The following is a 13,130-nucleotide window of genomic DNA, read 5'->3' on the forward strand; positions in this document are numbered from 1 at the left end:
CAGCAGTTTATTTACCACATAACAAATCTTAAATGAAACTCTATAAAAAACCAAAACCTATGAGATTCTTAAGGATTAATCAGCATTGCATCTCGTATTGGCGGATTTATCAAAAAAAGATTATCTAAATCCACAGAAAAGAGACTATCTACATCACAAGGGCGGATTCCTATGCCTCTGCCTCTTGGAAGTTGTGGGTTATTAAACACTGTCATGCATTCATTTTTATTCAGCACAAAAGAGCGGATTTGCACTGCTGGTGTGGTGGTGGGAATGATTGTATAAAGGGTTTCATACCTTCTTGATTTTAAGTCATCATTGCAGGATTTGCGTGTAAATAATCCACTTTCAGCAATTGCCAAACAAGTATCTTGTGTCCCAAGCTGCACAAACTGCACTGCTCCAAGATTAAAATCTTTAAAAGGATCGTTTTTAAGCATATCTTCAGTTAATGGAATATCGCGTATAACCCAATTTCTATCTTTTCCAAAGCCCACAATATCACCCGAAAAGGCACTTCTTAGTGAAATCGGCGGCGTAAATTCCACAAAATCAGATAAATCTGGATCTATCGCATAAGCATTTATGACGCACATTAAAGCTATTAGTAATCTTTTCATTACAATCCTTATGATTAAAATTTCCCAAAACGCACAGGAAAGTGATCTGATGATAGGTGCGATCTCACACTAGCAGCCATGAGTAATGCGGTAATTGCGGGTAGAGCCAAGCGAGTTCTATCATTAGAACTTCTACCAACTATCGCATAATCTAGGATTCTATTTGCCGCACCCATACTAAAATGTGTTGCAGAGTTTTGTGTAACAATGCGTGTGTGATTTGTGATCCTTGTATCAAGCCCGGATAATAGATTCGCAGGATCTCTATTAAAATCACCTGCAATAAGCCAGTTAATACTTGGCTGACCAATAAAATGATCATGCACAGCTGTAACTAACGCTGCAGCATCGCCACCACCCCTTGCAAGAGCATGAATATTGAAAAACACATCATTGCCAAGCCGTATGCCAATCACAGGACGGGAAACTTCAGGTGCGATTGTTCTTTGTGAAATAACAAAGGCTTCATCAGCTTGCCTACCACTTACAATGGCGAGATTAACCCTTCTAGCACCAACATCAATATTTGCATAATAGATAAATACAGAACGCGGTCTTGAGCGAGTGCCCAAATCCCAAACATATTCTTGAATAGGCGTTCCACCCGGCTGAATCATTCTGCCCGTTGGTCTCGCGCTTGCAGGTACACTGCCGGCTTCTTGCACCATCAAAATATCCACAGGATTATCGCCGGTGATAAGCTGTCTTACACTGACATTCCATTTATTTTCAGTGCTAGCTGAAGAGCCTTGCAGATTCCAAGTGCCGACAACATAGTCCTCAATCTTTCCAAAAAGTAGGCTAAAACCAAAAAGCATAAGTATAATAACTTTCATCAATATTCCTTTATTTGCCATCTACACTAAACACTACACCAGCATTTAAAGGTGGCGCGATGATAAACCATTGCTGATCGCTATTTAGCTTACCACCTTTCACACAGCTTGTGAGAAAAATGCTGAAAAATCTTGTTGCTTGATTGCTTGGGGTTTGCAAACATTGCTTAGTGGCGACATTTTGAATCTGCACGGCTTGATCATCAAAGAGATTGAAAGTCCATAATTGTGCAGGGTCTTCCATATTGCAATATGTGTGAATCACGCCATTTCTATATGCGCTTAAACAAGTACCCTCTTTAGCGTTTTGTATCGCAGCACTCCCATCAGCCTTATTAAAAATCCGCCAAATCCTAGCTCCACCGAAATCTTTACTATCTATGAGAGAATAGCCCCACACCCAATTCCCCACATTTAACGCCCAAAGTGTCAAAACCCCACCTTCAGGACTCATGATGGATAAAAGATCTGAAGTATAGCTTCTAGAATCACCATTAATGCCTAGCAAGGGCAACTCTGTATGCTTTGTGGGCGTGTGATTACCTTTTCTATCTGTGTTGGGACGCATGAGTTTTTTAGATAGGTTGGGTCCTTGCACGAGATTTACTTGCTTTTTAGAATTAGCCGGCGGTGTTGGAGAATTCCCAATGCCAAGTTCATAATCACTAGAAGCATAAGCGGCAGTAAGTAATGTAAAAGTCGATATGATAAGTAAAGTAAAAATCTTAGACATAGCTATTCCTAAGTGCATGTTGTAACTGCATTGTTAATATAATATCCACTAACTACGCATAAAGCGAATTATTGCCCTATTATAAAAACCATTTTTGTGTGTAAATATACGATATGTAACATTTAATACGCAAAAGGTTGAGGCATAAGGTTTTACATACAAAGTTTAATTTTTAGAAACTCTATATCGTAAGCAAACACACGAGATTTATGCGGTATGCTTTGCTAAAAAGTTATAAAACTAAACAGGTATCCCCTAAATTCAACACTCTCTTTTGCAATATGAGCTTGGCGATATTCTACGATATATTGCAACACTACTTCTCATTGACTGAAATTTGCTAGTGTTTTTTATCCTCTAAATCAACTTAATATTGCTTCACTATGTCAATGTTTCTTTGCGTAGTAAAAAGGGCGTAATGTAGCACAACTCAGGATAAATGTCTTTTGCATGCCAAACATCTTTATCAATTCTAACAAAGTTGTTTCTTCTTAATTTACATAGTGTGCGGTGTGCGGAGAACACGACTGCAAATCTTTGCCCTTGAGGTTGCTATTCGGCTAGGCAATGATGTAGATATGCCAAGGAATCTAGCAAAAAGTGTAACCGTGGAGTAAAACTCAAACCTTGATAATCGCCTTATTATCTCTAATCTCTAACACCTGCACCCTATCGCCTTCTTTTAGTGGTGTGTTAGATTTTAATGTAGGGGCTTTTTCATAAGCCCATAATGTGCCTTTGAAATACACCATTCCTTGCTGAATCTCACCTACACCGCCACCATTTTGCAAGGAGTCTTCATAGACTTGTGAGCCTTTGAACCACGATTTTATGGGCTTTCTTAGCAAAATAAGTGTAAGAAAAGCAAAAGCACAAATGCTCACCGCTTGCCACGCATACACGCTTTCCACACTCCCACCTATGATGTTGCCAAAGCCCACAAATGCCTCAATCCCAGCTGTGATACATAGCCCTAAACCGATGAAAAGCAAGAAAAATGAGCCAAAAAATATCTCCGCCACAATAAAGCCAAGCCCCAACCCCAAAAGCATAAGTGCCGACATTTCACTTCCTTATATTTGCATTGTTTTTAGAAAACTCCCATAAGGGATTTGGATTCTAAGATTTGGCAGCAAAGCCCTAGAATCCACAAGCTAGATTCTACGCCTCTTTACCCTTGCCTAAAAATTCACTTATCACGCTAAGCCCACCGATAAATTCACTCGTCTCATAAGGGATAATCACCTTATCCTTGCTTGGATTCTTACTTAGCTCTGTGAAAGCCACAATCCGCTCCTTTGTCAGCAAAAACTCCGCTGCTTGTGCGTTTTTACTCATTTGATTAGCAATAAGCTCCATCGCATCGCTTTGCCCTTGTGCTAGGGCGATTTGCTCATATTTTTTAGCATCTGCCATACGCTCAATGGCTTCAGCTTGCAACACCTTTTCTTGCTTTAGGGCTTCAGCGTTGCGGATTAGGGCTTCTTTTTCTGCCTGTGCTTTTAGCTCAATGGCGCGTTTTTCTCTCTCTGCCTTCATCTGCAGATTCATCGCATTTTCTATATCTTTTGGCACAGAGATTTCGCTAATCTCCACACGCATAATTTTCACCCCCCAATTATTTGCCGCATCGCCCAAAGCCACTTGCAAAGCGGCATTAAGCCTATCACGAGATGAGAGGGAGTCATCTAAATTTATCCGCCCTATCTCACCGCGAAGTGTCGTGGTAGCAAGGTTTGCGATGGCTTGTTTATAGTCATTGACACTATATACCGCGGATTTTGCGTCAAAGACTTTCAAAAACACAATCCCATCAATGTTAATATTGACATTATCTTTGGTAATCACCTGCTGCCGCCCAATGTCTATCATCTGCTCCCTAGCACTCACCACCGCACTTAGCCTATCAATTATGGGGATAATGAAGTGGAACCCACCATCAAGCACCCTGTGGAATCTCCCCAGCCGCTCCACAATGGCAATATCTGTTTGTGAGATAATCTTTATCCCAAAAAATAGCACCACCGCACATAAGACCAACACCACACCAGCAAAAATAAGCATAAAATCTCCTTTGTTGCATTTATAACGATATTATAAATGAGATTATTAAACTAGGCTTATTTTGTGATTGTATTTGATTAAAGTTTATACGCTCTCTTTAGGTGTCATTAATAAAAGATTCTATAAAGTTAAATTGATATTTTAGAGTCTAAAACAAGCACTTAAACACATATTTTTAGTAACTTTATCTATCTACATATAGCCTACACTTTAGAATCTAAAATGCGTTTATTATAATCCAGCATAAGTTCTTGTTTTTCTGTGTCATATTTTATATTGATGTTGTTTTCACAATGCACGACACAATCATTAAAATCACTAAAATTTGCATTATTATTTTCAAAGCTTAATCGCATATTTGCATTATTATTTTGTGTGATTTTTGCGTGTGAAAAAGCGTCTATATAAACCATATTTTCCCATTTATCAATGATTTGAAATTCAGCTCTACTTGCAGCCAAACACAAAGGCACAATATGATGAAGTTCAAAGCCCTTTTCCTTTGTGATATTGTGCTTTTCAAAATATAAATCTTTTTCTTTAATGGAGCGTTTAAGCTTGGTATTGTCTTCATAGATTCCATAAGTTCCTGTGCGAATATAAAGCTTAGAATCATTTTTGTTGTATTCAAAATATGCCATTTGTGTTAAAAGACTTAGAATCTGTTGTGTTTCGTTTAAAAAGTTATGAAAATCTCTCTTTTGTGTTTTATCACCGCTAAAATTTTTAGGCTCACAATAATCTTTTACTTTCTCAAGCAAAGCTTGTTTTTGAAATTTACTTAAAGTTCTATAATCTCTAATGAGCGAGATAATATCGCTACGATTATAGGTTTTAGAATCTAGTTTTTGATATAGAAAAGTTACAAAAAATAATACTTCATAGAGTGTCAAATAATTACTCTCTAATTCTAAAATAATATGCAAAATCTCTTCGCCAAAACCTTGCATAAGATTTTCTAAAGCCCTTGTAAAAAGTAAATTGTGTGTGAAAATATCTGTGCTTTGTAAAAACTCTATGCCAAAATCTGTAAGAGCAATATATTTTTTCGTGCCATTATCAAATGGATTTAATTGTTTCTTTTTAGCGTTAAATCTATCAATAAGCCCCATTCTATGTAAATCTACAAAGATATTTTTACGCAAAGAATCTTGTGTGCATCGCCCAAGTTTTGAAGAGATTTTTGTTGTAAGCTCAGCATATTTTTCTTCACCTTCAATATTATAGGGTCGTTTGCTTAAATCACTTGTGCGGATTTGCAATAATGTATCTCCACAAAGCTCGTAAATCTCTTGTAAAATCACTAGAATTTCTTTTTGCGTATAGCGATTATGTTGTGAGATTTGCAACCCTCTATAATTATCACTTTGCACTCGTTTTACTAGAAATTTTATACATTCTCTACTAGAATCTATTTGTAAAATCTCTTGTAAAACTTTATCCATTAGCACTCCTTTATATTTAAGCTAGAATCCACATATTCAATACTCGCTTCACAGCCGATAAAATTTCTCTCTAAATCCCTTGCTACTAGGCTTGTCATTCCACTTCCGCTAAATAAATCTAGCACTAAATCCCCCTTTTTAGAACTCGCCTTTATCATTCGCTCAATCATCTCTTTTGGCTTTATGGTTGGGTGGTTGAGCTTTTGCGTTTTGCCATTTACTTTTTGCTTGTGTCTTTGACTAGCGATTTCCCATACATCAGGGCAGAGTTTGCCATTTTCGTTTGGATACCACCTTTTGCCATTTTTTAGGATTCCATTTTTTTTAGCGTGTTCTATGCGACTTGTTGATTCATAAGGTACGCGGATAGATTCTGGATTAAAACAATAGCTTTTAGAATCCATTGTGTAAAATAAAATAGATTCTTGGTTATTTACAAAGCGTTTTTTTGTATAGCTTAAGCCGTCTTTTTTATACCAAGTGATGAAGTTTTGAAACACAGCTTTTTCTTGTAAGTAATGCAAAAATAACGCACAATGATAAGGGGTATTAAAGATATAAAAACTCCCATTTTTTTTCATTTTTGGCAATAATAAATCTATCCATTTATAGCTAAATGCTAAAAATTCTTTTTCACTTTTAAAACTATCCCAAGATGCTATTTTTAGATTATAAGGTGGGTCAATTATGGCTAAATCAATGCTAGAATCTGTCAAAGATTCTAAAAAGCTAAAGCAATCTTGTATATAAATTTTATTGAGCATTACCCTGCCCTTGCATTGCAAATAAGCCACTCTCCCCAAGCTTTTCCTCAATCACGCTTTTATAATGCGGATAAATCTCATAGCCTATGAAATTCCGCCCTAGCTCCTTTGCCACTTTTAGCGTTGTCCCACTCCCAGCAAAAGGGTCTAGCACAATATCCCCTATAAAAGAGTAAAGTTTAATAAGGCGGTAAGGAATTATTTCGGGCATAATAGCAGCGTGTTTGCCAAAGGCAGAATCTGCTTTATTTGGTATAGGTATATCCCAGATTTGCTTGGTAAATTGCACCCATTCTTTTTGGCTAAGCTTGCTTTGCTCTTTTAGCTCTTGTGGCGTGTTCTGTGGCTTACCATCTTTGACATAAATCGTGATGAATTCGCTTGTATTTTGCGCGTAAAAATTGCGTGGGTAAGGGTAGCTTCCAAACATCAATTTTTTAGTCGTATTGGTGCGATTCCAAATATATAAATCAAGTAAAAAGAGAGAAGTAGATTCTAAAATGCTATGTTGTATATCACTTTGTAAGTCAAAAATATGGCGATTATAATGCGTGTTTAAGTCCCTTTTAAACATCGGCATTAAAGGCACATTAATGCAGAGTTTGCCATTTGGCTTTAGCACCCGCTCACATTCACGCCATACTTTTAAAAGCTCTTGAATGTAGGTTTTGTAGTCTGTAAGACTACCTAAATCCCCCCCCCCCCCCGCAACTGCGGAGTGTTTTACATTTTGATAGCCATCTTTTGAGTAGTCTTTGATATTAAAATACGGCGGACTTGTGATGATTAAATCCACACTGCATTCACTCACTTCGCTCATATTTTGACTAGATTTATAAAAGATTTTGTTCATTTAGTGGGATCTTTCCTTATTGACTTTATTTAGCTTTGTTTGTTTTATAATCGCATTTTACCACATTTTTGCAAGATTCTCTCTCTTTCTCTTGCCACAGCACTAAGCTTTTATGCAGTCTTTTTGAATGGTTGTGATATGAGCGACAAAATCTATTTCATTCAAAGCCCAATCTCATAAGATTTTAGATGATACGGCATTTAATATTCTGGGGTGATTTTTTAGTAAAGCAACCCTTTAGAATCTATGATACCATTATAAAAGTTTTTTATATAATTTAAAGGGGCTAATATGCAAAAGATTCAAAAGATTCTAGTTTTTCTATGTTTGTTAAGTGCGTTTTTATTTGCAAAGGAGCTTGATGTAAATCGCATAAAGCAAGGGGATTTTACAGAGCTAAAAGCCTATCTCACACAGCTAAAATCCATATCTAAGCAAAGGGATTTAAACTTTAATGAGTATAGAACACTCACTAGATTTGCCCTTGTAGATGGGATAGATGGCGTGTATAATGGCGGGAGTAATAGGGGGTTTGCGAGTGTTTATTACTCTAAACTTTCCCCATTTCTTGCTAAAGAATTTGGGGATTTGTTTGCAGAATACGGCATTCCTTTAGGCAATGACATTGAGGAGATTAAGCCTGAATATTACTTGTATAATGAGTTAGTATTCTGGTTTAATGATTCTAAGCAGATTTTTACCACAAAAAAGGCTTATGAATCTTTTCTCTTTTTTAAGCATAATGCCGCATTTGCCACAAAAATAGACGAAGAAGGGCAAGAGATAAGAAATTGTGCCTATGGTGATGCAGGTGGTGGCGAGTGTGAGTTTATCTTTAAAAAGCCTGTAAAGGCAAAAGGCATACTTACTTTTAATGCTGACTTTTCTTCGCCGCCCAATGAAGTGGACGCGTGTGATTATCCTGCATATTTTAGCACTTTTAAGACGCAAGATTCTAGGCTAGAGTTTATCAATGATGGGCATATTGTTTTAGATAAGCGTGAGTATTATGACAAGCTTGCCCAGCTTTTGCCAAAGTGGTATAAAAATGGGCTTGGTGGGAGTGTAGGCTATGAAGTGGAAGTAGAGATTGCAGGTATTATGCCTTGGAGTTTTTCAGCGTGTGCGGCTGGGAAATATGTAACTATCACAAATATCAAAGTGGGAAAAATGCTGCGAGATAACCCAAATACTAGAAAAGACTATATTGAAAACATAGAGAGTGAATTGAATGTATATAGGCTTAAACTAAACAGCACAGATAGATATGTGAATCTGCGTGATAAGCCAAATGGTAAGATTCTAGAGCAAATCCCTACTGCTAAAAGTGATGCAATTTTATTGCTTAATCTCAATATGTCGCTGTGGGAAGTTAAAGGTGTGAGTGAATGGCAAAGGCAGCTTGGCTATGAAAGGGCTGAATTTAGTGGTTATGAAGAAGTTATGGGGCGAGAATGGATAAAGGTGCTTTACTTCCCACCAAGCCTTTCGCCAAAGACACAAACAATCACGGAAGCAAAGATAGGTTATATTCATAAATCACAGCTTATTATGGGCGATTTGCCTTGATTAAAGAAGTTTTGTGACACATGTTCAAAATTTTGCTATTATTTAAGGTAGTTGCATGAAAAATACTAAAAAGAATGATAAATCATGTTGCAACTTAATGGCGTTTAACTTACAAAACACCTTCTTTTAAAATTATGCAGTTTGATTTTATAACACCGCGTGGAAACATGCGTTAAACTCTTTGCCTAAATTCGACTTAAATTCATCGTTTGCATTTAGATATTCGATAATCTTGCCCTCTTCCATGAGTATAATTCTTTGACAATATTTTCTTGCGAGTATAAGGTCATGCGTGATAAACAAAAAGGTTGTGTTATATGTTTTTTGCATATTTAAAAAGAGATTCCATATCTCTTCTTGTAATTCATAATCAAGCCCAGAAGTAGTCTCATCAAGGATAACAAATAAGGGCTTTATAAGTAGCATTCGTGCGATACATACCCGCTGTGCTTGTCCGCCAGAAAGCATTGCGGGATAATGATAGAGTATGCTTTTTGGCAGGTCTAATTGCTCTAAAATGGGATATATTTTTTGTAGTTGTGCTGATTTACTTTGAATATTTAAAAGGCAAGTAAGTGGCTCTTGTAAATGCTCTAGGACATTGTATCGTGGGTTAAGAGAGCTTAAGGGGTCTTGGAATAATATTTGTGCTTGTTTGTAAAACTCTTTTTTTTGCTGAAGATTCTCTAAATTTACTGCCTTGCCATTAAAGAGTATTTGCCCACTTTGTGGCTTTTGGAGTTGTGCAATAATCTTTGCCAATGTGCTTTTGCCACAACCACTAGGTCCTATAAGTGCAATGTTTTCCCCTTGCTTCATTTTAAAACTTACATTATTTAGAATCTGTTTTGTGTGTTTTTTAAAAAAAGTATTATATGTGAAAGTATGATTGATGTTGCAAACTTCTAGTAGCATGATTTTCCTTTTTTATGTGTGAATTATAATAACAAATATAAGTCATTGTTGTGTAATTTAGCATAAATTTTAGGATATAATGCGGGATTTAAAAACAGATGATTAACAGAAATAAGGGCAAATACACTGCATTATATTTGAAAAAATAATTATTAAGGGTTTTTATGCGTCATTTTGTAAATGTTGTAGCTTTAGTGTTTGCTGTGGCTTTATTTTCATTATTTTTTTATAATGATAAGATAAAAATCACGCAAGAAGTGCTTGATTTATTCCCGCAAACAGAGGATAAGCAAATCATTGACATTTATCAAAAGTTTGCAAACTCAAATCATATCCTTGTAGCTATAAAAGGATTTAGTCAAGAATCTAGGGATACTCTAGATGAGTTTTTGTCGAAAATAAAAGATATGCCAAATATAGATAGTGTGATTACTCGCACAAGTGCTTCAGAATCTCTAGAAGATTTTCTCGCACAGGATTATCTCTATACTGCTAGTCCCAAGCCTTTAGATAAGGTGCTTACAAAAGAAGAGATTGAATCGCGTGTGCTAAATGGACTACAATCACTACAATCTCAAATGCTTGAAGAAGAAGTGCTTGATAGTGGATTAATTGATATGGAGAAAATGAGAGATTCTAAAGATATAGAATCTAAACAAAGTGTAGATTCTAATAAAGATTCTAAAAAAGAGAATGTGAAAAATACTCAAAACAATATAGAATCTAAAGTCAATGAAAATAACGATATTTCGCCTTTTTCAAAGGCTCAATATGATAAAAAACAGAATCTAGATTCTAATCGAATTACACCCCAAAGCCCTGCACCCACCCAAATGGCAGAGAATCTAGATGTTATACATTCCGCACAAAAAGCACAACAAACTACACAAACGACTAATAATCTAGATTCTAAAAACATAGCAAAAGATAAAACTACAGAATCTAGTAAAGATTTTTCGCCTAAGGCTCACAATGACAAAAACATAGAATCTAAAAACAACGCACAATCTTATAATACGATATTTCACCCAAGTGATCCTTTGCAACTTTTAATATTGCAGACACCAAAGCCCTATATTTTTGTAGCAAAAGATTATGGCTATATGGCGATTGTAACCATGAGAGATGTAAAAAGTGAGAGTGTAAAAGAGACTTTGGAGGGCTTTGCACACATTGCAACAGAGTATCCAAACATTCGGTATTTTTCACAAAATTTTATGAGTGTAGAAAATCTAGGCTTAATCCTTAATGAAGTCAATTTCTTGCTAAGTTTTGCAACCCTTGCATTTATTACGCTGTATTTTGTGATTATCCGCATTCCATTACTTACATTAAATACGATTTGCACTCTCATTACTGCAAATATTATCGCCATTTTAGTGGTATCAAGCGTATATCCAAAGGTAACGATTATGGCATTAAGCTTTGGCATGGGGATTAGCAATATTGCTATTGATTACATGATGCATCATAATTTCTTCAATCTCTATGTAAGTGCTAAAAGGGTATTTAATCGCCCTGTATTTTATGGCTATATTACCACTATTATTGGCTTTAGTGCATGTTTGTTTATACCATTTCCCTTGCTTTCTCAACTCTCTTTATATGCGATTATTTCGCTTACACTTTGCTATATTAGCTTTGCGTTTATGTATCCAAAGATTGGTTTTAGTAAGCCTAGATTATTCCCCAAACTCGCACAGATTAGATTCCAAAAAGTCTCTAGTTATACATTTTTAGGGCTGTCTTTGTGTGCCTTTGTGTTTGCGTTTATGTTTTTGCGACTTGATTTTGATCTCTCAAAGCTTGATTATCAAAATAAGCGTATGCAGAATGAACGCACATTTTTTACAAATGCACAGAATAATACGACACAGATTTTATTATCAAGCAGTAGTCTTGATAGCCTAATTGCTCTTGCTAGGGATTTGCAGGACTTTTTACATATAAACAATGCAAAGACTTTTATCCCACTCTCACTCTTGCCTACACAAAGTCAAATGGATTTAAATGCTAAATTTATAGAATCTAAGCTTGTAGCAGAAAATAAAGCCGCATTATTGCAATCACTCCCGCATTTACGCACAAAAATACTACAAATATTAAATGAAGATTCCATAGATGAAGATATGAGTTTAGAAGATAAAATGGCGTTTATAGATGATTTATTTGCTATGTTTAAAGAGAGTTATATGCTTGGTGATAAACCACAACTAAGCTTAGAAAATCTCTCTCACATGGGCTTTAATATCGTTGTGGAAGAGATGGATTCTAAAACAAATCGCCATACTGAGGCGTTAGCTGAAGTATCTAATATAGAATCTCAACATGATAAGATTCTGGAATCTACGCTAACAAATCACGCAAACAAAACTACAAATTCTAGCGATTGCTCTATGGCTTTGGAGGCTTTGAACGAATTAGAGGGTAGGAGTTATCTAAGCGATAATGACTATCCTTCTAATTCGTTCAATCGTTCAAATTGTATAGACAAGGGCGAATTTTTACAGAATCTAGATTCTATAAAGTTTGCACCCTTACACCCTGCACCCGCCCATTTGGATAAGAATCTAGATTCTAATCAATCTCATACAAATATAGAATCTAAAGATTCTACACAATCTAGCACAAAAAGATTCTATTATTTAGCTATCGTAAATAATAGTGATTTAGATTATATTAAAACTTTTTCAAAACAGCTTGAGAATGCAGAATCACTTGAAAGCATAAAAGATTCTAACAGCAACATGCAACAGCTAAAAAACACAGAATCTAGCATTGAAATGCGAGGCTTACAGCATATTATGGATAATATCACAGATACGATTTATAAGCCTATGCTTATAGTCCTTGCTATTGCGTTGTGTTTAATGATTTGTATGCTTTTTATCACAGCTAGAGAGGCATTTTTAGATTCTGTTGTGTTTGTATTATTTCCGCTTGCTTGCACGCTTTGTGTGATAGCAGCACACAGCACGCTTAATATTATGCATCTTTTTGCTTTGCTTATCCTTGTAGTTGTGAGTGTTGATTATGGGATCTATTCTGTAAAAGAAGGGCAGAATCTACGCACAGCCCATGCGATATTCTTTTCAGTTTTAACAACAGGCGTATCATTTGGAATCTTAATCATAAGCAAGACAAAAGCACTCAATTCATTTGGGGAAGTTATCTTTGTAGGTATGCTCTGCATTCTTGCTTTACTTATTTTACATCGTCCATTATATCAAAGTAAGAAATTGTCATAAGAATTTTATTTTTCATATATTATCATTCTAAATGCTGTAAAATATGCTATAATCCCAACTTTATTTTAAGAGTGGGAAGTAAC

11 protein-coding genes are annotated in these 13,130 nt (G+C 35.8%); 2 read left to right on the plus strand and 9 right to left on the minus strand.

All coding sequences use genetic code 11. From position 1 onward, the window contains the following. Positions 1–68: 68 nt before the first annotated feature. The 8 genes from T368_RS0112155 to T368_RS0112190 form a co-directional block, all read right to left on the minus strand. Positions 69–620, minus strand: coding sequence for an RICIN domain-containing protein (locus T368_RS0112155; RefSeq protein WP_004086855.1), 552 nt, complete (start codon positions 618–620; stop codon positions 69–71). Positions 621–634: 14 nt separating this feature from the next. Further along, on the minus strand, positions 635–1,456 hold the full coding sequence (locus T368_RS0112160; protein ID WP_004086857.1) for a cytolethal distending toxin subunit B family protein: 822 nt from the start codon (positions 1,454–1,456) through the stop codon (positions 635–637). A 10-nt stretch (positions 1,457–1,466) separates the two neighbouring features. Continuing rightward, positions 1,467–2,189 carry an RICIN domain-containing protein gene (locus tag T368_RS0112165; RefSeq protein WP_004086860.1) on the minus strand — a complete coding sequence of 241 codons (723 nt, stop codon included), beginning with the start codon at positions 2,187–2,189 and terminating at the stop codon, positions 1,467–1,469. A 620-nt stretch (positions 2,190–2,809) separates the two neighbouring features. Continuing rightward, positions 2,810–3,253 (minus strand): NfeD family protein, encoded by a 444-nt coding sequence (locus T368_RS0112170; RefSeq protein ID WP_004086861.1) that lies wholly within the window; start codon positions 3,251–3,253, stop codon positions 2,810–2,812. A 97-nt stretch (positions 3,254–3,350) separates the two neighbouring features. Beyond that, a complete protein-coding gene (locus tag T368_RS0112175; protein ID WP_004086863.1) occupies positions 3,351–4,253 on the minus strand; it encodes an SPFH domain-containing protein in 903 nt (300 codons plus the stop codon). Between the two features lie 203 nt (positions 4,254–4,456). Next, the gene (locus T368_RS0112180; RefSeq protein ID WP_004086865.1) at positions 4,457–5,698 is read right to left on the minus strand and encodes a hypothetical protein; all 1,242 of its coding nucleotides are present in this window, start codon (positions 5,696–5,698) and stop codon (positions 4,457–4,459) included. After that, positions 5,698–6,462 carry a DNA-methyltransferase gene (locus T368_RS0112185; protein ID WP_004086866.1) on the minus strand — a complete coding sequence of 255 codons (765 nt, stop codon included), beginning with the start codon at positions 6,460–6,462 and terminating at the stop codon, positions 5,698–5,700. Before T368_RS0112185 ends, T368_RS0112180 begins: the two co-directional genes overlap by 1 nt. Beyond that, the gene (locus T368_RS0112190) at positions 6,452–7,282 is read right to left on the minus strand and encodes a DNA-methyltransferase (protein ID WP_051591336.1); all 831 of its coding nucleotides are present in this window, start codon (positions 7,280–7,282) and stop codon (positions 6,452–6,454) included. Before T368_RS0112190 ends, T368_RS0112185 begins: the two co-directional genes overlap by 11 nt. 324 nt (positions 7,283–7,606) lie before the next feature. Here T368_RS0112190 and T368_RS0112195 point away from each other — a divergent pair, with 324 nt between their 5' ends. Beyond that, complete coding sequence (locus tag T368_RS0112195; RefSeq protein ID WP_004086868.1) at positions 7,607–8,884, plus strand: hypothetical protein; 1,278 nt, start codon at positions 7,607–7,609, stop codon at positions 8,882–8,884. A 147-nt stretch (positions 8,885–9,031) separates the two neighbouring features. Here T368_RS0112195 and T368_RS0112200 read toward each other — a convergent pair whose 3' ends face one another. Beyond that, positions 9,032–9,799 carry an ABC transporter ATP-binding protein gene (locus tag T368_RS0112200; protein WP_004086869.1) on the minus strand — a complete coding sequence of 256 codons (768 nt, stop codon included), beginning with the start codon at positions 9,797–9,799 and terminating at the stop codon, positions 9,032–9,034. A gap of 164 nt (positions 9,800–9,963) precedes the next feature. Here T368_RS0112200 and T368_RS17000 point away from each other — a divergent pair, with 164 nt between their 5' ends. Further along, complete coding sequence (locus T368_RS17000; protein WP_004086871.1) at positions 9,964–13,047, plus strand: MMPL family transporter; 3,084 nt, start codon at positions 9,964–9,966, stop codon at positions 13,045–13,047. Positions 13,048–13,130: the final 83 nt, after the last annotated feature.

This window comes from Helicobacter bilis ATCC 51630, assembly GCF_000686565.1.
GTDB classification, from domain to species: domain Bacteria; phylum Campylobacterota; class Campylobacteria; order Campylobacterales; family Helicobacteraceae; genus Helicobacter_A; species Helicobacter_A bilis.